Below are 23,736 nucleotides of genomic sequence, written 5' to 3'. Positions count from 1 at the left end.
GGATATATGTGATTGCTTTTTTATACTGCCCATTCTTAAAAGTCGCAATCGGATAATTCTTTGATTCTGCATGGCCGGCACTGTCTGTTACCAGAGTTTCCAGAACTTTACCTTTACTGTCACAAAGGGCAAATTCTACACCTTTCATTGGCTTCTTGGTATCTTTATCTGTTTTATTTAAGATCACCTTGCCCATTGCCTGTTCATCTTCCATTTTGGTTCCCTGAATATCTCCGGTGTCCTTAATCTCAAATGTCACTTTATTTGCCACAATGTAACCCTTCGGTGCTGTTTCCTCCAATAATGTATAAGTACCGATTGGAAGTTTCTCCACATAATGGTGCTGATCACCAGACGTCCAGCTTTCCATAACTTCCTGGTTTTCATTAAGGATATACAGCTTCGCACCTTTGACCTCGCTGCTTCCATCTGTCATATCCACCTTACTGATCAGAATTTTTGTTGTATCGTCCTGCATTTCTACTTTCTGTATATCTGCAGTATTTTCTACTACAAACGTAATGGATTCTGCAGTTGCATAGCCATCAGCAGGAATTGTCTCTGTTAATGTATATTTCTTTCCAACTTCCAGTTCCTTAATGATGTGTGGTGTGCTTCCGGATGTCCACTCATCCACAACGTTTCCCTCTGAATCGGATACTTTCAGTTTTGCACCTGGTAATTCTTCCCCGGTTATAATATCTGATTTTGTGATTTCAAAAGTAGTTGGCTCATCTTCATAAGTGAACTCAAAGGATACTTCTTCAACCTCTTCTCCCGCATAAGCAAAATCAAATTCCTTGATTTCTTCTGTTGTCACAAATCCAGCAGGAGCCTGCACTTCTTTTACATAGTAGCTGCCATTGATTGGAAGATCTGCCGTAAATACAATTCTTCCATCCTGATCCGTAGCTTTCTGCTCGATCATGGTATCTGCTTTCAGGATTACTTCGCCTTCTGCATTTAAAATATCATTCTTTGTATAAAGTGCAAATACTCCGCCTTCCAGAACACGGTCTGTATTTTTTTCTTTCTTAACTACAGTTACTTTTGCTTTCTGGCGGTTATTCTGCCAGTCCTCATCATAAGTCACAACCGGAGTATTCTGATCACGATAAGTCAGATCAACCTCTCTGATTTCTCCATCCAGAACATATCCATCCGCCGTCTCTTTTTCCTTTACATAATATTTGCCTAAAGGAAGATCTTCTGATCTCGCATATCCAAGAGCATCTGTCGTAATTGTTGCTACCAGTTCGTCCTTTTTATAATAATCACTGCTTTCCCCATCTGCAGCCTTGATATCCTCCGCTGCATAAATTTCAAAAGTAACATCTTTCAAAGAACCTGTAACATAACCAAATGCTGCGTCCATGCCGCCTGCCAGCATATCTTTCCAGGTAACTTCCTTGACAAATTCACCTTTTTTATTGATGATGATTCGTCCAACCGGAACAGCATCCTTCATTTCTACTTTTTGAACATCTGCAGTATCAGAAACTGTAAATTTCACTTCCTCCGCCTGCAGATAACCATATGGTGCAAACTCTTCCCGAAGTGTGTAGGTTTTTCCCACATGGAGTCTTTTTATTACATGAGCTTTTCCTTTTACAGAAGTCCATTTTTCTACTTCTTTTCCGTCTGAATCCAAAATCGTCAGTGTTGCTCCGTCAAGTTCCACACCTGTTGTAATATCTGATTTCGTAAATTCAGTTGTTGTCGGCGCATTCCTAAAAACAGTTTCCAGTTTTACTGTTTTTACTTCCTGTCCCTGATATTTCGCAGTCACCTCAATCTGCTCATCAGAAGATACAAAACCATCTGGTGCTGCCAGTTCTTTTATATAATAAGTTCCAAATGGCAGATCCTGCTCAAAAACAGCTTTTCCATCTTCACCTGTTACCGCTTTTGTAAGCAGTTCGTCTGCTTTTACCAGTACCTTATCCCCTGCTTTTATATCCTCTTTTGCGTAAAGACCAAACTCTGCTCCAGAAAGCCCTTTCTCATTTTCAGCATCTTTTTTCACAACTGACACTTCTACTTTCTGGCGGTCATTTATAAACTCTGCACTCTGTGAGATCACTGGTGTATCCTGGTCTGCATAGACGAAAGAAATCTTCTGTTCTTCTTTATTTAATACAAATCCCTCTGGTGCAGTCTTTTCTACCACTTTGTATTCTCCTAAAGGCAGATTATCAAGATCTGCTTTTCCGGATTCATCCGTTGTCAGTTCTGCAACTTTTGCACCCTTTGCATATTCCAGGATTCTTTTTCCTGTGTCATCTTTCTGGAAATCAGCTGTATAAATATCCTCTGCAGCATACACTTCATATACTGCACCGGAAAGATTCTGAACTTCATACTTAAAATCATTCTTATAGGTCGAAAGAACCTCTCCTTTTTTCTGTACAGTGAGTTTTCCTTTCACCGGATGATTCTCATATACAACTTCAATGATTACATCACCTGATACCGGATCAGTCTGATACAGGGTATTGGTGTCCACCTGTATTTCGACATAATTTTTGTTAATGGTATAACCGTCCGGTGCTGTTACCTCTTCGATTCTATAATGACCGATTTTTAAATTCTGCGGCAAGATCAGATATCCGTCTATATCTGTGAAATAAGAGGTATGTGTAACGGTTGTCGGGTATGTAGTTACCTGCTCTACATATTTTTCATGATCCAGATCATAAATTTTAAACTCTGTTCCCGGAATTAAAACTGATTTTTTAGTCTCGTCATCCTGTTTAATGATTTTCAGTTTTGCAGAAAATTCTTTATCCAAAAGAACTCTCCATGTCTGCGGCTCTGTTGGTTTATTCTCTGTAATCCGGACAATAAAATCATCTACAGGTTTGTAATTATGGGGTGTTGTAGTTTCTCTCACCAGATATGTTCCATATGGAATTGCAATGGATTTTACATAGCCTTTCTCATTTGTAAAAATTTCCGTTGCTCCATTTTCACCGATCACAACCGGCTCTGCAGAGGAAAAAACATAATTTCCATCCTCTTTTACCACCAAAGAAGATACCAGATATGCACTAAATCCAGCTCCGGATAGTAATGCAGCATCTGTGTCTCCATTATTGGCAGCTTTAATAAGTTCAAACGGCTGTTTCTTCACCGTTTCCAGTGAGGTACACTCTTTTTCTACAACCGCTGTCAGATCACCTTCATCACTGCATACAAGATCATATTCATGCTCGTCTGCCAGATATCCTACGGATGGGGTAATTTCCTTGATGTAATACTCTCCAAGATAAAGATTCTCTATCCTTGCTTTTCCTTCTTTATCGGTAGTTAGCGTACCAATCTGGCTTCCGGCTTTATAAATAACGCCTGTCTTTCCATCTGGATGGGTAATGTCGTTTCTTGCATAAAGTCCATACACCGCATTTTCCAGGGAAGCATCTCCCTGTGCCTTATTTTCTTTTGTCTCGGCATCTTTTTTATTCAAAGAGATTGCAGCACTGACCCTGTCATTCACAAAAGTATGACTGAAAGAAATTTTTGCCTGTTCATCATTGGTATAACTGAACTGGAAAGAATAAGTATCTTTCTCATTTCTGACATAACCAGCCGGAGCCTGGACTTCTTTTACATAATAAGAAAATCCCACTGGAAGATCTGCTTTAAATGCTGCTTTTCCATCAGTACCAGTAATTGCAGTCTCAATCAGAGCATCTTTTTTTACTGCTACTTTTCCATCCACAGTTTTCATATCCTGCGCTGCAAACAGAGCAAAATGCCCTCCGGATAGTGTATTTTCAGTATCTTTGTCTTTCTTTATCACCTGCACCACTGCTTTCTGACGGTCATTTGTAAAGGTAGTCTCTGAGAAAGCCGCTTCTGCAGTCTGCCCTGCATAAGAAATGGTTACTTTTTTTGTTTCTTTTGCATTATAAAAATTTTCCGGAGCCTGTGCTTCTGTTACATTATAGCTTCCAAGCGGAAGATTCTTTACCGTTACAGAACCGTTCTCACCTGTGATCAGATTTTTCGCTACTTCTGCGCCTTTTTTGTAAACTGTTTTTCCACCTGCTGTTACAATATCCTCGGCAGCATATACGTTATAAACGGCTCCTTTCTGACGGCGTTTCTCATACTGGAATGAAGTTCCATTTTCATCAGATACAGCTCCTACAAAAACTTCTCCCTCTTTATAAACGGTCAGATTTCCTTTCTGCTCTTTGTCCGTTACAGTCTGTTTGGTTGTACTGCCAACTACTAATTTCACTCCATACGAAGAAGCCTGGACAACATAACCTTCCGGTGCTGTGATTTCTTTTAAGTAAACAGTATCCTGTGTCTTGGTAAGAGTTACACGTGAAGAACCATTGCTGTCTGTTGGCGGCATCTTAACAATCAGCTTTGTGCAGGCGTTATCACTATATACTCCATACACGGCTCCGGCCAGATTTTTTCCAGTATCGCCATCTTTCTTTGTAATTTCAATAACTGCTTCTTCCGGCCAGTCAACTGTAATCTGCAGGTCAGAGGAATCTGTATAGTAGCCAAAACCAATGTCCTGTGAACTCTCCAATTTTAAGAGCATTGCATGGAAATCCAAAGGGAAATTAGATGTGATCGCATACTTTCCTTTCAGGCTACCCATATTGGCTGTTGTAGCTACAAGATGGAATTTCTCTCCACCCTTTACAGTGACATTTCCAGATGCCGTTTTTCCTGTGGTTTCATTAACAAGGCTTACTCCGTTCTCCAGATGAATGGTAATGGTAAATGCTTCATTTGCCTTCCAGGTAAAACTTTCTGTTTCCTTTCCCGTTGCATTAACGGAAAGTCCTGGAAGAAGTTTCATTGCTGTCGGATCAGGCATTTTAGCAAGAGCTGCTTTAATCTCTTTCAGCATATTTTTAGCGGTTGTAGAAAGCGCACCTCCAAATCCGGATTCGCCATCATATAAATAGTCAACCAGGTAATGCTGCATGGCTCTTGTCTCAGAACTGCATCCATATTTTTCCATAATGGATTTTACATTATATCCATTGAATGTATGTCCCCATCCTGGACCGCCATATCCATAGAATAAGGCTTTTCTCAAATATTTATCATCTCCGCCTTCATCCAGTTCAACCATATTTTTATATGTTGTCCCACTTGGAGGTGACTGCATGGAGTGCTGCATACAATACGCATTTACTGTATAAGTCTTTCCGCCTGCTTTGTAACGAACATATTTGTAGCTGTCATTTCCACCCTGTCCCATAACTGTATCAAACGGATGAAGCTGGCCATCTGAATAATAGTAATATTTATTTGCTTCAATATTTGTTGCATCATCCCATGGAGTATCGGTTGCAAGTAACATGATACCGTTTTCTGCCTGATCCATGGAAACACTTAGATCAATGTCATCTGCTGGCATTTCAAAACTGAATTTATCCGATTCTTCGTGATAAGTCACCTCAGAATACAATAAATCTTCTGTATTCTCTGTCTGGTTTGCCTGTACTTTTGTTGTTCCTACTGCAATTAAGCTGCCTTGCGGCATATCTCCGGAAAAAACAACGGTTTCTCCTGGCTGATACTGTCCATCTTCATGGTTCAGCTCAATATGAAATTCCTCTCCACGAACAATATTTACCTGATAATTTCCATCTGCATCTTCTGTTTTCTCTGTTCCATCTGTAAAAGAGTCGTCTGTCGCCTCTGGCATTTCTTCCGGATCTGTATCTGTAATTTCTTCAAATGTGCTGTCTGTATCCGGATTATCATCTATGGCAGGTTCTTCTGTTGAAACTTCCTCAGACGGGTTTTCCGGAATTGGTGTATCTATTGGCTCTTCCTCAACCGGAATTTCTGTCGGAGTTACTTCTTCATAGATTCCATCCTCTGACGGAATTTCTACATTTACCTCATCCTGCACAGGTTCTTCACTCTCTGCAGTGCCTATGGCTGGTTCCTCGCCTTCTGCTTCATTCTCATCTTCCTGGTTGCTTACAGATTCCTGATTCTCAGATTCAGCAACCTGCACCACCGCTTCCTTTACAATCAGCTTACGATTAATCTGATAAATTGGGTGGCCACTTACTGGCTCTACATAATAAACAGCTTTGTATGTATCTTCGTAATCTGTTGTAAAGTCCTGCTTTTCCTCATTTTTTGCCTCATGGAAAGTGATCTTCACCTTTTTTTCATCTGGTATTTCCAGTCCGGTAAAATCTTTCTCCACTTCAAAAATACTGCCTGTTTCCAGTTCCAAATCTTTTGCTTTTACCACCTCATCTGCATCAAGTTCATTTTTTACCTCTTCGTATAACGGTGGCTCTTCTGGCACTGGCACTACATCTGCCGCATAGGACAGTATTGGAGATAGAATTGTAGATAACACTGTAAGCATTGCCAAGAATCCCGACAAAAATCTTCTCATATTTTTTTTATTCTTCATTCTTTTTTCCTTTCTTCCGTTCCGGGAAAATCAACTGAAACTTTGGATTTCCGGTTTCTGAAACCTCCATCTTTATAGTTGCTTCATACTTCCTTTTTGTTTTCTCTGATACCAGATCTTTGAAATGCACCTGCTTCTCACTCAGCAGTTTCCTGACAGTTGCTTCATCAAGTGTTTTTCCCTGACTCTCAAAAAATCGGTTATTTTTCCATAAAGTAAAACTGCAATCACTTCCTGAACAATAATAATTTCTCTTTCCCACATAAACCTTATTGCCGCATCTTGGGCATTTTCCAATTTCTTTCCGACCATCTGAAAATAGTTTCTGGTATTCTTCCACTGGCTGTCCATTATCACTTACCAATTTGGTAACCATTTTTTCAATTTCGAAGAGAAATTCTTCTACATTTTTCTGGCCTCTGGAAATCAGTGTCAGATCATTTTCCCATTCTGCTGTAAGTTTTGGTGATTTGATCATTTCCGGAAGAATCCTGATCAGATTTCTTCCATCTGCTGTAGGTAATATCTGCTTCTTTTTACGCTCAATAAAGCCTTTCTCAATCAGTTTTTCAATAATCGCTGCCCTGGTAGCCGGAGTTCCAAGCCCTTTTCTCTCTGCGTCTTCTATCGTATCCGAACTTCCAGCGTGTTCCATGGCACTAAGGAGCGTATCCTCCGTATAATGTTTCGGCGGTGCTGTAAAATGTTCACTAAATTTTACAACAACACATTCAAATACCTGTCCTATTTTTATGTCTGGAAAATCACTTTCCTCCTCTTCTGGCTTTTCTGCATTTTTCCCATATGATTTAAAGAACCGTTCTTCCACTTCTTTCCATCCATATTGGAGAACATTCTTTCCAGATGCAGTAAACAGTTCTCCATGACAGGAAATTTCAGTCTTAATACTCTCATATATGTATTCCTGTTCCGATGCACATAATAACTTTGATGCAATCAGCATAAGAATTTCTTTTTCTCCACCCGGAAGTGCTTTTAAATCCGTGTTTGCAATTTCTACCGTTGGTATAATTGCATGATGATCTGATACCTTTTTGCTGTTTAAAAGTCTTTTTATCTCTGGTTCCGAACCCTTCATTGATATTTCTGGAAATACTCTATTTACCGCATCAATAACCAAAAACGCATTTTCTTCCATATCATCTGTAAGATATTGGCTATCCGTCCTTGGATACGTCACCAGTTTCTTCTCATAAAGGCTTTGGGTATAGTCCAAGGTTTGCTGTGCCGTAAATCCAAGAAGACGATTTGCTTCCCTCTGTAATGTGGTCAGATCATATAATTTCGGCGGCTGTACCTTTTTCTTCTCTTTCTTTACTGAAAGAATCTGTGCAGTTTCATCCTTCATATCCTCCATCATCTGAACGGCAGCACTTTTCTCTTTTATCCGGTTGCTTACAGCATCCAATCCATCCATCAGAAGATGAACCAGATAATACTTCTCTTTCTGGAAGTTCTCGATGCTCTTTTCCCGTTCCACCAGCATTGCAAGTGTAGGTGTCTGCACCCGACCTACAATCAACCGATGGTGATACAGCACCGTAAACAGTCTGGTGGCATTAATTCCCACCAGCCAGTCTGCTTCACTTCTCGCCACCGCAGAATAATAAAGATTATCATATTCATGTCCATCTTTCATCTGCTGAAATCCTTCCAGAATTGCTTTTTCCTCCATGGAAGAAATCCACAGTCTTTTAAAGGGAAGTTTACATTCTGCCTGGTTATATACCAGACGGAAAATCAACTCCCCTTCTCTTCCTGCATCTGTTGCACATATAATTTCTGTGACATCTGCTCTGTGAAGCAGTTCCTTTAAAACCCGAAACTGCCCTTTGGTACTTTCTTTAATCTGATATTTCCAATTCTCCGGGATCATGGGAAGTGTTTCATATTTCCATGCTTTCCAGTCATACCGGTACTGATCTGCACTGGCCAGTTCAATCAAATGCCCAATACACCAGGAAACCAGATACTCTTTTCCTTCCAGATAGCCATCTTTTACGTTTATGGCATGAAGCACCTTCGCAATGTTTCTGGCTACGCTGGGTTTTTCCGCAATTACAAGCTGCAATTTTCTATCTCCTTTCTGCACCTGTCGCTGTAATTAAGTGAAACAAAGTTATTCCTCTGATTCTTCGTCTTCTACTTCACCTTCCATTTCATATTCTTCTAATTCTTCATCATCCTCACGAATTGTATCTTCTTCCTCCTCATCGTCGTCCTCGTCCTCTTCATAATCAAAAGAAGTATTTCTTCCTTTCATAAATTTCCAATAATAGTAAGCACCACAAACTCCTGCCAGAACCAGCAGCATTAATAAAATCGTGCCGGAATTATTGCTTTTCTTCTCAGGTTCTTCCTTTTCTTCCGGTATGATCGTAACTTCTGGTTCCGGTGTCTCTGTGATCTTCTCTGTTTCAAGTGGCAGTGCGGATTCTGCAATAGCCTGGTTCTGTGGAAGTGTGACCATGTTGGTATCCGTAAAGTTCAACAGATCATTTTCGCCTACCTCTGTAAGAAGATAAACATTTTCATCCGTTTTATCCTTATCTACGATCAGATAAAAAACCTTATCACTTTTTGTCTTGATCGTATAAAATTCCTTTCCCCCTTTGTCCTGAACTGTTCCTGTTGTCATGCCGGAAGCAGAACTTTCTCCCTGCACCCGTCCGGTATCTGCTTCTGTATCCGTTTCATTTCCTGTGTTTTCTGGTTCTGTTGGTGCAGTAGCAGTCTCGTTCGTTGTCTGATGTTCCGTTACGGTTGCCGTAGCACTGGTGGGCTTACTTGCAGTTCCATCGACTGGCAAAGAAGCTGCATTCTGCTCCGTTCCTGAAACCTCTGTATTCTCTTTTACTGCATCTGGATTTTCATAATAAGGGTTTCCTACTTTATAGATCTCTGACATATTTCCTGCTTTGTCTTTTGCCTGCAGGGTAAAGTATTCATAGGAAGTATCCGCTTTTTGCAAACGGACATTTAATGTATTATTCGTCAGTTCTGTGAATTCATTTCCATTGACATACAAAGCAGCAATTCCCGATTCCGCATCAACTCCCTGCACGATCAGTATCCCGTTCTTCGCAGCCGCAATAATAGTTGGTTTTGTTTTATCAAAACACTCTATGTAACGATTCTGCTCATAAGTATTTCCATTCTGATCGGTAACTCTCACATAAACACTACAATTAGAAGAGATGGATACTTCCATATTTCCGGTTATGTCTGACCATCCTCCATTTTCTGAAAGTCTTGCTTCTACTTTTGCAATAGAAAAAGCACCTGTATTCTTTGTATCTTCCACTTGAATTTTTACGGTTGCCGTATCTGTCTGCCAGCCTTCGGGTTCTGTAAAGGTAATCCCTACTTCCGGTGTTTCCGTCACATCATTTCCTGCATCTTCCTGTGCCTGTTCCACTGGATCTGCAAGAATTTCAGCTTCTGATCCATCTGAAAAATCAACATCTTCCGGGCTACTTTCTTCTGATGATTCCACTTCTACATTATCTGCCCATACAGTCAGACTTCCGGGCGAACTATAAAAGAAAGCTCCTGCCGGAAGTCCTGCTAACGTAGCTGCGGTTAAAAATACAGCTGCTCTTTTATGAAATTTCTTCATTTTCTGTCTGCTCCTTTTCTCTGGTTTCCAATATCTTTTTTTGTTCCTCCTTGCTGATATCAATCATCAACTGAAGTTCCTCTGCGGAAACTCCATTGCTTCGGATAATTTTTAGATACTCCATATCCTCTGCCTGTTTCTTCTGTTCTTCCAGATCCCTTGCTTTTTTCTGTAGCTTTTCAATCTTAACGTAGGTTCTTGCAAGTTCTTCTTTTATTCGTTCAATGTTCAAATACGCCCCTCCTTATGGCCTGCCAAAAGCATAAAAATGAGACTGCCAGTATGCAGAATTAATGGACGTATACTGAATTGGATTTCCACAATGGATCATCTGTCCATCTCCGGCATAAATTCCTACGTGGGTAACCGGCTCTCCCGCATCATACGTCCCAGTGAAAAAGATAATATCTCCTGGCCTTGCTTCTTCTGGTGATACAGGCATACAAATGTCATAAATTCCCTGTGCAGTAAGTCTTCCCATATTGCAGACACCCGAATTGGTAAACACATAGCTTACAAAACCAGAACAGTCAAAAGAAGTCTCCGGGCTGGAACCGCCCCATACATACGGCATACCAAGATATTTGTCTGCTTCCGCAAATAATCTCCGCACAGTCTCATCATCATAACTGCCGCCTCCACCATACAGCCCGCTATCTCCGGTACTGATATAAAAAACAGGATTATAATATTCCCCATCTTTGACCAGTTCCAAATATAACTGGCTTCCGGTTGCACTTCCTGTACTTCCCGTTGTACCAATTACAGTATCTGTTGTTACTTCCTGACCATTTGCTACCGAAATGCTCTGCAGATAAGCGTATTTAATCTGCACACCTTTTTTATCCTGCGTAACTACATAATTTCCAAAAGTTCCGCTATATCCTACATCTACAACAAAACCATTCATCGCTGACTTCACTTCTGTTCCCTGTCGTACATTAACCGTCACACCTCTGTGAAGTTGTGTCTGCCCGGTTCCATTGTTTACAGAATACCCATAATAGGTACTGATATAGGCATACCAGTTTAACTCAACCGGAGTTTTATATGTCTGTAAATTTCCTCTGTTGGAATAGACCTCTTCATAAATTTCCTGCTCATCCTCTTCCATTCTGGACAGAATAACACTTCTAAGCGGTTTTGCCTGAACAGAAACATTCAGTACATCTGCAGTTACTGTACGGGTAACTTCCACAGAGTTCTGATTGCCCTCTGCCAGAAAACATTCCCAGGTCTGATGACCATGTGCCTCAGCTACTGCGTGATTATCATAATAAACATCAAACTGGACACCATACTGGGCAAAGTTTCCAGTATCTTCTACGGTGTACTCAATCCCATTCATCACTACTTTCGTCCCCATTGGAAGAAATGGGTTTGCAGCATCAACCGCAAGCGTATGATTAGCCTGTGGCATTGCCCCTGAAGCAGTTGGTCCTCCACTCCACACGCCACAGCAGATAGGACAGTTACAGTATCCACTGGTCACAACATTTCCCAATGACTGCCCTACCTGTATTGTAGATGTTTCCTGCCGGGTTTCACTTTTTTCCTCTACGGTGATTCCGTACTGTAAAGAAAAAATTGTTTCCAGTTCTCCTTTTATCTCATCAAACTTAAAATCCCCATACCTGGCAGTCAGATAACTGATCAATGTATGGGGATCATGGCCGATTTCACCAATGTTATATCTGTATTCATCTTTTCCTGGATACCGGGCTTCCATCTGGTTTATTTTCTGTTGAAGACTGGCTTCCAACTGCGTATAATACAACTCTGCTTTTTCAATTTCGTCCGGATCCGCAATGTAACTGGAAGCGATTACCGTAGAAATTCCATTAGAAAACATAGCCGAACAGGAAGCAAATCCTGTCATTACGGAAAGAAGCAAAATCAATAACAACCCCATTGAGATCAGAGTAGTTACATTTCTTACAAATACTTCCTGTGCCTTTCTTGCAATTTTAGTAGCAAGATTTACTGACCGGATTGAGGTGTCTTTTGTTTCTTTTGCAATCTTCCCAGCCCGGTATGCCATCTGATACTCTCGCTTAATCCTCTGCTTCTGTATTAATTTTCTGATCAGCTTTTTCTGCATCTCTGGATGTTCTTCCAGATATTTCTGATATTGATACCTGGATGCACTCTTCCAGGCTCTTTGCTCTAAACGGTTTTCTTTATGTATCTGACTGCGGTTCTTCCGGATATTTCTACTGCTATGTTCCTGTAATATCCACTCACCTGAACGCACCAGCTTATGTGCTGCATCTACAGCACTGTTTTCCTCTTCGTCTTCGCCTGCTTTCTGATATACTGCATTTTTTAATGCTTTCTTTGGAACAGAAGACAAGGTTTTCTTTTTACCATCCGTTTTCCCTGTTTTTTTGTCGAAATATAAATGGTACTTTACCTTTGCTTTCTGTTCCTCATTTGTTTTCTTGGTATAAACAGAATCTTTCGGAATTTTGTTCTGCCTCTCAGCTTCCTGTTTTCTTGCAGCCTTATCCACTTCCTGATAAGTTTTTATTGTTTTTCGGCTATATTTCTGCTTTCCTTTTTTTCGGTTTGTAGAAACATCATTCTTCTCTGCCTGAAAATGTCCTCCATCTGTTTCAGCCGAAGTTTTCTTTTCTTTCTTCAGACTTCCATCTGTCTCCAGTTTTCCAAACTGCAGTCTCTGCTGTTTCTTTTTCTGTCGCTGATACTGGCTCCTGTGTTTTTCTTTGCGCTCACGTATTTCTACCGCTGAATCCACAGATACACCTGCAGGCTTGTCCCGATATCTGTACCGTCCCTGTGTTTTTCGTTTTCCCGGAGGACTGTTTGCAGCCTCTTCTTTTTTGGCAGGATTTCCCTCCTGAACTTTTTCGGAAAATTGTTTCTTTTCAGCTTTTTTATGAGAGTTTTTCTTCTTTTCAGAAGTAATAAATGCCTGTTCTACATCCTTCTGTTTATAAGGCAACTCCTGATCGCTGTTTGTAACTTTTCTGGTCTCCTTTGTTGCAAGATTTTCCTCAACCAGACCATTTCTGGTCATACGGCTGACTTTCTTCTCTTTCGCCGTATATTTTTGTTTTCCCAATGTACCTCACCTCTGCTTTTTTGTCCGTTAAGTCTGAATCTCATCCGGTTTAGTACTCATCAAAGCATAGGTTCTGGTATCCTGCGGATATCTGTCTGCAAAAGGTATGATTACATTTCCGTAAAAAAGCAACCCTTCTCCTGCATTACTGTTATTTACAAAAGAAATCTGATGCTTGGAAATATTCAATTTCTCCGCAAGGATCTTCTGATCCCCGCTGTGCTGATTTAACATCAGGATAAAATCACTGTTTCCCACAATACTTTCTACTGCCAGAGAGCCAAGAAAATCTGTTACATTCTGACTGATTCCTGTAATGATTCCACCCCACTTACGAAATCTCTTCCACATTTCAATAGAATAATTAGCAGTCTGTGGCTGGTTCAGCAAAAGGTGAAATTCATCCACATAATAACGGGTTGATTTCCTGCGACTGCGGTTCTGTGATACTCTTGTCCAAACCATATGCTGGACAATCAACATCCCTGCTTTTCGTAGTGTGGTTCCAAGTTCCCGGATATCAAAGCATACCACTCTGTTCTGCGTATCGACATTACTTCGATGGTTAAATACATTCTGCGATCCTGTTACATACAACTGCAGACTGTTGGCAATGTTCTGTGCTGCTGGTTTATCTGGTGCATAAAAGTTCAGACGTTCATAGAAATCCTGCAGAGTCGGCATATTTTCCGGTTTTGGATCATTGTAAAGATATTTTTTATAAATGTCTTTTACACACAGGTCAATCATGGAAACCTCATCACCATTTAATTCTGCATTTTGAGGTTTCTTCATAATGACCTCGCAGAAAGATGTGATAAACTCTGCTTTATCAGCAATAATGGTATCAATATCCTCCACATCGCCATTAATCCTGTATTTCTCCGGATGATAAATAACATCCAGGTTCACTTCCATAGGATTGATGTAATCATTACTTTTTGCACTGATTTTAATAACTTCACCATTTAAGGCATTTACCAGCGGAAAATATTCTCCCTCCGGGTCACAGATAATAATGTCATCGTCTGTAATCAGGAAAACATTGAGAATTTCTCTTTTCGTTGCAAAACTCTTACCGGAACCAGGAGTACCCAAAATCAGGCCGTTAGGTGTTTTCAATCGTTTCCGATCCACCATAATGAGATTGTTTGACAGTGCATTTAAGCCATAGTAAAGAGCTTCACCGCCTTGGAAAAGTTCCTGTGTGGTAAACGGAACAAAGATTGCTGTAGAAGTCGTAGTCATAATTCTCTGTATTCCAGTCTGGTTCATTCCCAGTGGTAGTGATGCCACAAGTCCCTGTTCCTGCTGATATTGAAGTCTCCGTATATTGCAATTATATTTCTGGGCGATTCCTGCAGTCTGATACACAATATTGTCCAGTTTTCTCTTATTGTCCGCTGTATTCATCAGCAAAAAAGTAAGTTCAAAAAGTTTCTCATTCCTGGACTGGATTTCATTGAGCAATCCCTCCACATCCTCTCCGTATGTAGAAATGTCCGTTGGAATAATATCCATATCATATCCGCTTCTGACCGCTTTCTTCTGTTCTTCAATTTTCATTTTCTGAATATTTGACAGCGTACTTTTCAGGCTTTTAATAGCTGCCTTGGGATCAATTGGACGCAGGTGCATATTGATGATAAGATTCTCTTCCAGATCCAGCAGATCTGCCAGCAGTTTATCCGTAAGTTCTGGTGATGTAATCTGTAAATATGACACGCATCCAAAAGTCTGTCCCATCCGAAAATAGCTGTCATTGCGAAAATCAAATCCGGTAGGTGCAATAAAGTCTTTTGTCTGCAGACCTGTTTTTGCAACCATCCCATAATGGAAATGGAAAGATTCTTTTGTGTCCATATTCATCACATCATGCAGAATTTTCAGACGTTCTACCCCATTTAAAGGCTCTGCCATGGCTCCCATCACCTTAAAATTATTCAATACACTGGCTTCAATTCTCTCCAGCCTGGATTTTGCATTTCGCAGATTATCCGCCTTAATGGAAAATGTAATATATTTTGTTTTTACAAGCCCATTATTTCCTTTGGAAAGCTGCATTTTCAACATATCCGAATATTCTTTCCGAATATCATTGAAACAGTCATCCTGCTCTGGAATATCAATATTTTTTGCATACTCATCAAAATTCACCTGTTGATTAAGAAATGTAATTTGTACCTCAACAGAGCTGTCAAATGAATTCAGGAACTCACAATAGTTCTCAAAAATAGCCGCTTTATCATCATTCTGCGCTAACTGGTAATTTATATCGTAGAACTGCACCATCTTTGAATAATAGTTATCATCTGTCCTGCAGATACCATCCTTATATATTTCCTTATATGGAATCGTATCCTGCGCTGTAAAAGGTTTCCTCTTCTTCTGATTCTCCGCTTTTATCATCCGAAGTTCTTTCAGACGCTTTTTTTCTTCTTTCGTAAGTCCGGTTTTCTGTTTCTTATTTTTTTCGGTCTGCTTTTTTAAGGAAATGGAACGGATTTCTCGCTTCCCTGGCTTCTTTTGCCTTTTTCTCAAGCCATGCACCCTCTTTCTCTAATTTATCGTACTCTATAATCCGGTCATATAAGTTTTGGGAACGATAGACCCTGATTCCAGGTCTGAAAAATTTCTGCCGGATAATGTGAAGCAATATTTTCTCTGCTGGAAATCCATCCTTTTCATACATTGCAAAAAAGAAAAATGGCAGCATCACTATGATCATAAGCGTTGCTGCCACATCTGTTCCCAGTCCTGCTTTTGTCAGCAAATAGACCGGAACACCACAAATTCCTGCCAAAGAAAAACATATAATTTGTCTTTTAGTTAAATTCAGTGCTAATTTTGTCTTTATTTTTGAAAAATCTTTCGGCACTGGAACATATGCCATATTCTTGTTTCCTCCTAATGTGCATTGAAGATTGATTTTGCCAGGGAACTGGTCTTAAACAGGCTGAAACATAAAATAACTGTATATGCTGCAACTGACCAGATAGCTGTATGAAGATTATCCGCAACTGTAATAGCATTTACCAGAACTGCATAAATCGCAACACATACCATCATAAAAAATCCCTGGAATCCCAACGCTAATAATGCCTTCACGTAATTATTTCCAATACTTCCCCATTCCCTGTTCGTAAATGTTGAAAACGGAATAGGTGCCACAGAGACATAAAGATATATTTCTATCATTCGTCCATATAAAATGACGGTAATCAGGACTGATATGATTTTTAGACATAAACTGACCAGCATCGTTTCCAGACCAAGCCCCAGTAATTCTCCGATTCCCATATCTTCAATCTGCGTTTCAAGAAGCGTTTTCAATGCTTCTGTAACATCAATAGATGCGGAACCGGTTATCATACCGCCAGCATTGGATACCACATGATTCGCTACATCAAAAATTGCCATCGCAATATCAAAAGTATGAGTAACCAGATATACCGCTACCCACATCTTAAAAATGTATTTGAAAAACATAAACGTATCCGTATCGTGCATATTGTTTTTTTCCATAATCATGGAAATCAGCTCATAACACAGTACAAATGTAATAATCATCCCCGCAATGGGGACAATGACATTATCCGACAGATTTTTTATCATGGAAAAAATGCCACTGTTCCAATTTTGGGGTGTTTTCCCAACCTCTGTAGCAATCGTTTCTACTTTGGTATTTACATCGGTGAACATGGTATCCAGGTTTGATGTGATCCAGCCTGTTAGCAGATCCTTTATGAACTCTGTTATTTTTTCGGTTATTCCACCCATTTATTTATCCAAACAAAGTTGCAAGCTGTGGAATCAGGTTTATTCCAATCAGTACGATGCCACCGCCCGCCATCAACTGTTTTATGTCTTTTATGAGAAAATATTTGCTCGAAATGAGCCTTGAAAAGATTAAAATAGATTAAATTTTGATAGATTTTTCTTATTTATGGGAGCCGGAACCTCTTTCGATGGTTCCAAGCTCCGGTATTGGTTTTAAGTTGAAATGAATTTCCATTGTGACCGTTTCAGGAGTACGGCAGTAATTTTCTGTTCCGTCTTTCTCCTGCGGTTCTGAGATAACGATTTTACTGATCAGCCGGTTCAGAAGATTGGCATCCAGTTCTTTGATGTCCGCATACTCGCTAATATCGTCAATCCACTGCTGGGACTGTGCATCCAGTTTTTCTTCCGTATTCAGCACACTCTCATTCTGGAAAAGTTCCTTTTTGATATCTGTCTGCTCCTTCTGTGTCTTCTCCAGCATCTTATCAAAAACAGATTCTGTAATCTTGTCATTGATAAGGTCATCATACAGTTTTGCAATCAGCCGGTCTAACGTTTCCAGGCGGTCTTTCTGCTTTGATACCAGCTTCTCCAGACTTTCCCTGTGTCCCTGTGTATCTTCCTCGCATAACTCCTTTACCCGGTTTTCCAGTTCTGTTCCGTCTCCGGTAACTGCTTTTGCACATTCCTGGATTCTGGTAAGGACTGCATCATACAGGTCATCAGCGTCCACCCGGTGCTGGGTACAATGTGCTTTCCCCTTATGGATATAAGTGGAACAGGTATAAACTTCATGCTGGTCTTTGGTGTGCGTCTTCTTCAACGTCAACGCACCGCCACACTCTGCACAGCGGAGTAATCCGGCAAACATGCTGTATTCTCCCTGTTCTGTCTGGCGTTTCCTGCCTTTCATCTTTGCCTGTACCAGATCAAATACATCCTGCGGAATGATTGCTTCGTGGGTATCCCTGACTGTGATCCAGTCCTCCGGAGCTTTATCTCCCTGATTGCCAATCTTGAAACGGTAGTACCTTTTCTGGGAAGCCATGTCACCACAGTAAACGGGATTCATCAGCAGGGATTTCAGATAGGATTCATCCCATACATATTTCCCATTTTCCGGGTCTTTCTTTTCCCATTTTGTGTAATAGGTGCGGAGTCCCCGTTTCCGGTGCCACCATGACGGGCAGGGAATCTGCTGGCGTTCCAGTTCTCTGGATATAAAGTTAATCCCATGACCGTCCACCGCCCACTGGAAAATTTTCCGGACAATCGGTGCTGTCTCGTCGTCAATCAGGAGATGTCCCTTTTCCTCCGGGTCTTTCTGATATCCCAGTGGTGGAACAACACCTGTAAACTTTCCCTTGGTTGCCTGCAGGTGATAGGACGCATGGACTTTCTTGGAAATATCTCTGGAATACATCTCGTTCAGCACGTTCTTAAATGGGGCAATCTCATTGTCTCCGGCAAAGGTATCCACATTATCATATAATGCGATATACCTTACTCCATGCTTTGGGAAAAACTCCTCCATCAGAAATCCTGTCTGTACATGGTTTCGTCCCAGTCGGCTCTGGTCTTTGGTAATTACAAGATTCACCAGTCCTTTTTCACAGGCTTTGAGAAGTCTCTGCAAATCAGGTCGGTCTGTGTTCAATCCTGTATAACCATCGTCCTGAAACACATCCACCACCTGCCAGCCCTGTGACTGACAGTAATTCACCAGTATGTCTCTCTGGTTGGAGATGCTGGCACTCTCTCCGGTCAATTCGTCATCTTTGGAAAGTCGGCAGTATACACCAACTCTCCAGGTTGCATTTCTTTCTATATTGTTACTCATATATCTGTTGTTCATCTGATACCTCCGTTACTTTGCACATCCTACGCAGATTTCAGATTACTGAACTCATAATCATTATACTGCTTATCTTTCATTATTGCAAGTTTATCTTTTGTTTTCGTGTCACGTATTTTCTGTGCGATCACCTCTGCAAACACTTCTTTTGCGTCCTGATCACCGTCAAAATATACTCTGATGTTGATAATTTTCTTCTTCACTGCCATTGTAAAACCTCCATTTTTTGCAAAAAAAGAGCAGCTAATCCATTTTTACAGATTAACTGCCCAGACTGTTGGTTACATATATTAAAATTTTTGTATTAACATTTCAGAAATTGGGGATATAATAAAGACAGGGATAAATCCCTGTCAGATGAACTGCATATTTTAATTTTCCCATTGAAAACAAGAGGAATGTGTGGTACATTTGTTATAGGAAAAGCGCCCACTCCAAAGTGGATGCCGCCTGAGTTGACTAAATGGTCTTACGACCACCGCCTATCCTGTTGGCAGACAGGATAGGCATTTTTATTTCCTCTTGTTCTTCCGATCAAGAAAGGCAATAATCGCAATTAACAGGCTACCAAAAGCGATCAGTAAACTGAGTACGCCTAAGAATATTGAGATAATCTCATAAGCTGTCATATCACGCACCTCCTTTCTTTCATCTCAGAACCCCGAAAGGCTCCGGTCTGTAAATATCAGGAGGCAGCCACACCCTGTCACAGGTGCTTCCCCGTAACATTGCTGTTACCGGATAATCATACCATTATATCCGCCATATTACAATTCATTTTTGTTCCAGATTCACAGCAATCCTTATTCTGTATGGATACCTGCTATTTCCGTTTGATTGCCTTGCACCGGCAGACGGCAGACGGCAGATAGGGTATCTATAAAGCCTGCCGTTCACTCCAAAATTCTGCCGTCACCCATTCTCCCTTGTTTTTTTAATCGAATGGTATTTTCCTGCTTTTCATTCATCCGATAATCCAGTTCTTCTTTCATCCGGCTTCTGGCTTCTCGCATGGTTCTCTGGGAGATTCCCTGTGCTTTTGCCTTTTCATCCAGTTCCCGGATTGTGACTGCATTTCCGTCTGCAAGCAGTTCATAGATCAGTTTCGTTCCCCGTTGCAGTTTTGTTTCTGTCGGCTTTCCTTCCTTTCCGTCCAGAAGATCATCTGCGGAAATCTCATAAGCTCCCACCCAGCGGAATCCTTCTTCATCTCCAAGTTTAAATGCCATCGTCTCACCTGGAGGTGCAAGAGAACTTTTCTCATGGATCAGTACTCTTGTTGTCGGGTCTTTCTTTACTTTCCCGATAAAAAGCAGGCTTCTCACCGCCGCCATGATATCAATAGAACCAAGTCCCCGGTAAGTACTCTGTGTCCCTGAAGATTTATTCAGATGTCCGATCAGCACAATCGCACAACCGGTCTTTTCAGCGATCATTCCCAGTTTCCGGAATACCGGACGGACTTCATTTGCCCGGTTCATATCCACATCGGCACCGATAAAAGCCTGTACCGGATCAATGATTAAAAGTCTGACCTGATTCTGACGGATTGCTTTTTCAATACGGTCATCGGATAACGTCAATGCTTCCTCTGTATCATCAATGACCATCACCCGACTCAGGTCTGCTCCTGCTTCCACCAGCCTCGGCTTAATCGTATCTCCCATACCGTCTTCTGCAGTCTGATAGATCACATTAAAAGGTTCAATCTCTTCCATGTTCGGGAAAGTCTTACGGTTCGTGCAGGCTGCGGTCAGCATCATGGCAAAATAAGTTTTTCCCTCTCCTGGATTGCCCTGAATAATCGTCAGTTTTCCAAATGGCAGATAGGGAAACCACAGCCATTCTACACTGGTCTGTTCAATGTCTTCATAACACAACATCGGCACCAGTTCTTCCTTCTCCGGTACTTTCATTGTAACTGTTTCAATGATTGATTTCTTCCTGTCTGCATTTTTATCACAGAGGATTTCATTCCAGTCCTTTCGGGACGGTTTCAGACGGATGACACTGTATCCGTCCGGGATTTCTATTGCCAATTTCTCACTGGCTTCATTCCCTGCATGGTCATTATCCAGGCACAGGAAAACCGAAGTAATCTGAGGGCGTTCAGAAAGAAAAGCCATCAGTGCCGCACTGGAAATGCCACCCAGACTCAGGTAGCTCCGCTTTTTCCAGTCTTTGGGAAATAATTGGATAAAAGAAAGCAGATCAATGGCTGCTTCAAACACAAACAACTGATTATCCGTCCCTCTGTGACAGAATCCGTAAGATTTATCAGATTCAGCCACATCTCCCCGGTATTTTGTTTCACCAGTTCCCCTGCAATGGGCATATCTTGGAATACCGTCTGCATCTCTGCCAACAAACACCACATTATGGTGCTTCTTTTCTTCATAAATATCCCCACTGCCGATCCATTCCTCCACCATATTCTTTTCAATCCCTCTGTTTTCTGTCAGATATCTGATGATTCTATCATTATTTTCCTCTTTCTCTGGTAATCGGAAGTCAGGGGACGGGGCGGGGCAGGTACTGTTCCTGCCTTCGCCTTCCTCCCCGGTTAGCATCTTGACAGCTTCCGGAAATGTGGCATTGTAAAATTCCATCACAAAATCCACCGGATAGCCACCCCTCCCCTGACTGTGCCTGTACCACCGGTTTCCGGATACCGTTACACTGTCATGCTTTTTCCAACGGTATTCCTTTCCGCTTTTCCCTAGTTGTTCTCCCTGTGCGCTCAGAAAAGAAACAAGATCTGTCTGATTTGCTCTTATAATTTGTTCTTCTGTATACTGCATTTTGCTCATCCTTTCCCGTCTGTCCTGCTGACAGACTGTTATAAACTCATGTCATAGTTTCGCTTTTTCTTCACTGCCTGTTGTTTTGCATCACGCTCTGCACACTCTTTCTTTTTTTCATCCAGTTTTCTCAGAAGAGAGGTCTTCTTTTCTGGATTCTGCTCCGACTGGTTCAACGGCTGTTGCTCTGCTTTCCCGTTTTCTTCAAGAATCTCTTTCGCCTGAACTGTGTAAAATGTCGGGAACTTCACCTGCTTCTCCCTTTTTTCTTCTGAACGCCCGGAAGTATCTGCTTCTGCCATTTCCCGGTCACGTCTGGCAATATCCGCACAGCTCTGTACCTTTTTCACAAAAGTTAGTTCCTCCTGGTACGGCTGATTATCTGCTTTCAGCTCTTCGATCCCCGCCTGAAGTTCTTCTTTCTCCCGTTTCCATCTGGCAGTTGGCACTTTTCCATTTTTATCCAGATGTTGTTTCAGTTCCCGTTCACATTTGCGGTAATAATTGATTTCTTTTTTATGCTGCTGATAATATCTCTCCCGTCTTTTCTGAAAATAGAAATGGTTATACTCATCAATCAATGGCTGATTTGTTTTTATTACCTCTGCCATCTTTTCCAGATTCTCAAGTTCCTTTAACTGTTTCCGCTTTTCAGAAATTTCTTTTTTACTGACAGAAACAACACCGTTCAGTTCCTCAATCCGTTCCTGCAAGTCATCCATCGTTTCTATCTGATGTGTCTGAAGATAACTGATGGATTTTGCAAACTCCTGTAAATTGGAGAGATTCTTACCTCTCTGTTTCATCTCCGCATAAAAATTGGGAAGTGGTGGTCTGCCCTGTGTCTTTTTATCATAATAATCCTGCAGGCTTTCCAGCAGTGTCGGGTTCTGCCTGCGATCCAGCTCTGCTTTCATTTCCTCATAAGCTGTCTTCATCCACTGAATGGATTCTTTCAGAGAAATAAACATCTGGTTAAACTGCCGGATTGCCCGGTTCAATTCTCCGATCACCGTTTTGATTCCCTTTTTCTCCATTGCCCGGACTTCATATCCCTCATGGATGGTCGGGATCAGGTCAATCCCCTGTTCTTTGTAGGAACGGTGGTCGATTCTGGATGCCATGTGGCACTCCCTGAATTTCCCATTTACTTTCTCTGTCCATGCCCGCCGCCATTCTTTTAAAAGCTCCGGATCATTCCATCCGGTAGTAGAAACAGCATTGAACATATCTTTTCCTTTGGCATCCTTCACCCGGTTTCCATCCTCATCAAGAATATATTCCCTTCTCTGCTTATTGCCCCAGATTCCTTCCTCTGTAAAAGGACGGATTGGGACAAGCACATGGAAATGGGGATTATCCGGTTCTTCTTCATTTTCCGCTTTTCCCTCATGGACTGCCAGATCCACGATCATGCCACGTGCCACAAACTGCTCCTGGCAGAACTCTTTTGCCAGTCTGATATTTTCCTCAAGTGTCAATTCATTCTGCAGTGCAATGTCAAACGAATAGGCAAGCTGTGCCTTGTTGTTCCGTTCCACATGCTCCACCTCGTTCCAGAGTGTTTCCCTGTCAGTCAGACGCTCTGGCACATACTCCGGTGTCAGGATTTCTGTAAATATCACACCTGACTTGCTCGTATAATCGTGTATCTTGTTGTAATAACTGTCAAAAATCCTCTGCCCGGAAATATAGGCTGCGGAAGCGACCACCATCTGCCCTTTCCCTCTGGATACATTCCTTACTGAAAAATGATACAGTGCCATTAACTGTCATCTCCCTTCTCTGTCTTTTTTACTGCTTCTGCAATCTGCTGTTGATCTTTGTGTAAGGCGGCTATATGAGCCTGCCGCACAATACTCTTGTTGTAACTGCTGTTCTGCAGTTGATTCATCATGTCCTGGACGTCTTCCTGTTCCAGATCTCTGGACAGCGGAAATACTTTCTCAAACTCTGCCCCTTTGACAATCAGCCGGTGGGAACGTTCCCTGCGTTCTACCAGCTTCTTCCGCTGCTCCAGAATGTTTTTGTGGTGAATTGCTGCCTCCAGTTCCTGTCTGCTCTTTTCCATGTTGGCCTTCAGTTCCTCCAATGACATGGATTCATACTTTGGATTTTTTGCTCTGCTCATTTTCTTGTACTCCTTCTTTTTTC

At 41.4% G+C, this 23,736-nt stretch carries 14 protein-coding genes and 1 pseudogene; all 15 read right to left on the bottom strand.

What is annotated here, in order from left to right:
- A partial coding sequence (locus AB5026_RS08310) for a SpaA isopeptide-forming pilin-related protein (protein WP_368213099.1) occupies nucleotides 1-6,418 on the bottom strand: 6,418 nt, incomplete at its 3' end.
- Nucleotides 6,408-8,510 (bottom strand): DNA topoisomerase 3, encoded by a 2,103-nt coding sequence (locus AB5026_RS08305; protein WP_278635665.1) that lies wholly within the window; start codon nucleotides 8,508-8,510, stop codon nucleotides 6,408-6,410. The genes AB5026_RS08305 and AB5026_RS08310, both read right to left, overlap by 11 nt.
- A gap of 48 nt (nucleotides 8,511-8,558) precedes the next feature.
- Nucleotides 8,559-10,058: a CD1107 family mobile element protein gene (locus AB5026_RS08300; protein ID WP_347039525.1), complete on the bottom strand. Its 1,500-nt coding sequence runs from the start codon at nucleotides 10,056-10,058 to the stop codon at nucleotides 8,559-8,561.
- Entirely contained in the window at nucleotides 10,042-10,290 is a 249-nt protein-coding gene (locus AB5026_RS08295; protein ID WP_021652602.1) for a DUF4315 family protein, read from the bottom strand. Before AB5026_RS08295 ends, AB5026_RS08300 begins: the two co-directional genes overlap by 17 nt.
- Nucleotides 10,291-10,302: 12 nt before the next feature.
- A complete protein-coding gene (locus AB5026_RS08290) occupies nucleotides 10,303-13,143 on the bottom strand; it encodes a CD1108 family mobile element protein (protein ID WP_049940438.1) in 2,841 nt (946 codons plus the stop codon).
- A 27-nt stretch (nucleotides 13,144-13,170) separates the two neighbouring features.
- Complete coding sequence (locus AB5026_RS08285; RefSeq protein ID WP_055066075.1) at nucleotides 13,171-15,639, bottom strand: VirB4-like conjugal transfer ATPase, CD1110 family; 2,469 nt, start codon at nucleotides 15,637-15,639, stop codon at nucleotides 13,171-13,173.
- A complete protein-coding gene (locus AB5026_RS08280; RefSeq protein WP_347039528.1) occupies nucleotides 15,608-16,036 on the bottom strand; it encodes a PrgI family protein in 429 nt (142 codons plus the stop codon). The genes AB5026_RS08285 and AB5026_RS08280 overlap by 32 nt, the downstream gene beginning before the upstream one ends.
- A gap of 14 nt (nucleotides 16,037-16,050) precedes the next feature.
- Complete coding sequence (locus AB5026_RS08275; protein ID WP_005426566.1) at nucleotides 16,051-16,923, bottom strand: VirB6/TrbL-like conjugal transfer protein, CD1112 family; 873 nt, start codon at nucleotides 16,921-16,923, stop codon at nucleotides 16,051-16,053.
- Between the two features lie 4 nt (nucleotides 16,924-16,927).
- Nucleotides 16,928-17,014 (bottom strand): annotated as a pseudogene (locus tag AB5026_RS08270) (Maff2 family mobile element protein); the annotation flags it as partial.
- A 69-nt stretch (nucleotides 17,015-17,083) separates the two neighbouring features.
- Nucleotides 17,084-18,781, bottom strand: coding sequence for a recombinase family protein (locus AB5026_RS08265; protein ID WP_015521926.1), 1,698 nt, complete (start codon nucleotides 18,779-18,781; stop codon nucleotides 17,084-17,086).
- 26 nt (nucleotides 18,782-18,807) lie between these two features.
- Nucleotides 18,808-18,990, bottom strand: a complete 183-nt coding sequence (locus tag AB5026_RS08260; protein WP_015521925.1) for a hypothetical protein — start codon at nucleotides 18,988-18,990, stop codon at nucleotides 18,808-18,810.
- 303 nt (nucleotides 18,991-19,293) lie between these two features.
- Nucleotides 19,294-19,410 carry a putative holin-like toxin gene (locus AB5026_RS08255; protein WP_015543458.1) on the bottom strand — a complete coding sequence of 39 codons (117 nt, stop codon included), beginning with the start codon at nucleotides 19,408-19,410 and terminating at the stop codon, nucleotides 19,294-19,296.
- A 264-nt stretch (nucleotides 19,411-19,674) separates the two neighbouring features.
- Nucleotides 19,675-21,582, bottom strand: a complete 1,908-nt coding sequence (locus tag AB5026_RS08250; RefSeq protein WP_023843669.1) for an AAA family ATPase — start codon at nucleotides 21,580-21,582, stop codon at nucleotides 19,675-19,677.
- Between the two features lie 38 nt (nucleotides 21,583-21,620).
- Nucleotides 21,621-23,348 carry a MobQ family relaxase gene (gene mobQ, locus AB5026_RS08245; RefSeq protein ID WP_003864580.1) on the bottom strand — a complete coding sequence of 576 codons (1,728 nt, stop codon included), beginning with the start codon at nucleotides 23,346-23,348 and terminating at the stop codon, nucleotides 21,621-21,623.
- Nucleotides 23,348-23,713 carry a DUF3847 domain-containing protein gene (locus AB5026_RS08240; protein ID WP_015543456.1) on the bottom strand — a complete coding sequence of 122 codons (366 nt, stop codon included), beginning with the start codon at nucleotides 23,711-23,713 and terminating at the stop codon, nucleotides 23,348-23,350. The genes mobQ and AB5026_RS08240 overlap by 1 nt, the downstream gene beginning before the upstream one ends.
- Between the last annotated feature and the right edge of the window lie 23 nt (nucleotides 23,714-23,736).

Source organism: Blautia sp. RTP21359st1_E11_RTP21359_211015, assembly GCF_040910705.1.
GTDB classification, from domain to species: Bacteria; Bacillota; Clostridia; order Lachnospirales; family Lachnospiraceae; genus Blautia_A; species Blautia_A fusiformis.
Note: the sequence above shows the minus strand (reverse complement) of the source record. Positions and strands in the feature narration are given on the sequence as shown.

Coding starts and splice junctions, on each gene's coding strand:
- AB5026_RS08240 (WP_015543456.1), bottom strand. CDS start 23,713: ATGAGCAGAGCAAAAAATCCAAAGTATGAATCCATGTCATTGGAGGAA.
- AB5026_RS08275 (WP_005426566.1), bottom strand. CDS start 16,923: ATGGGTGGAATAACCGAAAAAATAACAGAGTTCATAAAGGATCTGCTA.
- AB5026_RS08280 (WP_347039528.1), bottom strand. CDS start 16,036: ATGGCATATGTTCCAGTGCCGAAAGATTTTTCAAAAATAAAGACAAAA.
- AB5026_RS08250 (WP_023843669.1), bottom strand. CDS start 21,582: ATGCAGTATACAGAAGAACAAATTATAAGAGCAAATCAGACAGATCTT.
- AB5026_RS08255 (WP_015543458.1), bottom strand. CDS start 19,410: ATGACAGCTTATGAGATTATCTCAATATTCTTAGGCGTACTCAGTTTA.
- AB5026_RS08300 (WP_347039525.1), bottom strand. CDS start 10,058: ATGAAGAAATTTCATAAAAGAGCAGCTGTATTTTTAACCGCAGCTACG.
- AB5026_RS08265 (WP_015521926.1), bottom strand. CDS start 18,781: ATGAACAACAGATATATGAGTAACAATATAGAAAGAAATGCAACCTGG.
- mobQ (WP_003864580.1), bottom strand. CDS start 23,348: ATGGCACTGTATCATTTTTCAGTAAGGAATGTATCCAGAGGGAAAGGG.
- AB5026_RS08260 (WP_015521925.1), bottom strand. CDS start 18,990: ATGGCAGTGAAGAAGAAAATTATCAACATCAGAGTATATTTTGACGGT.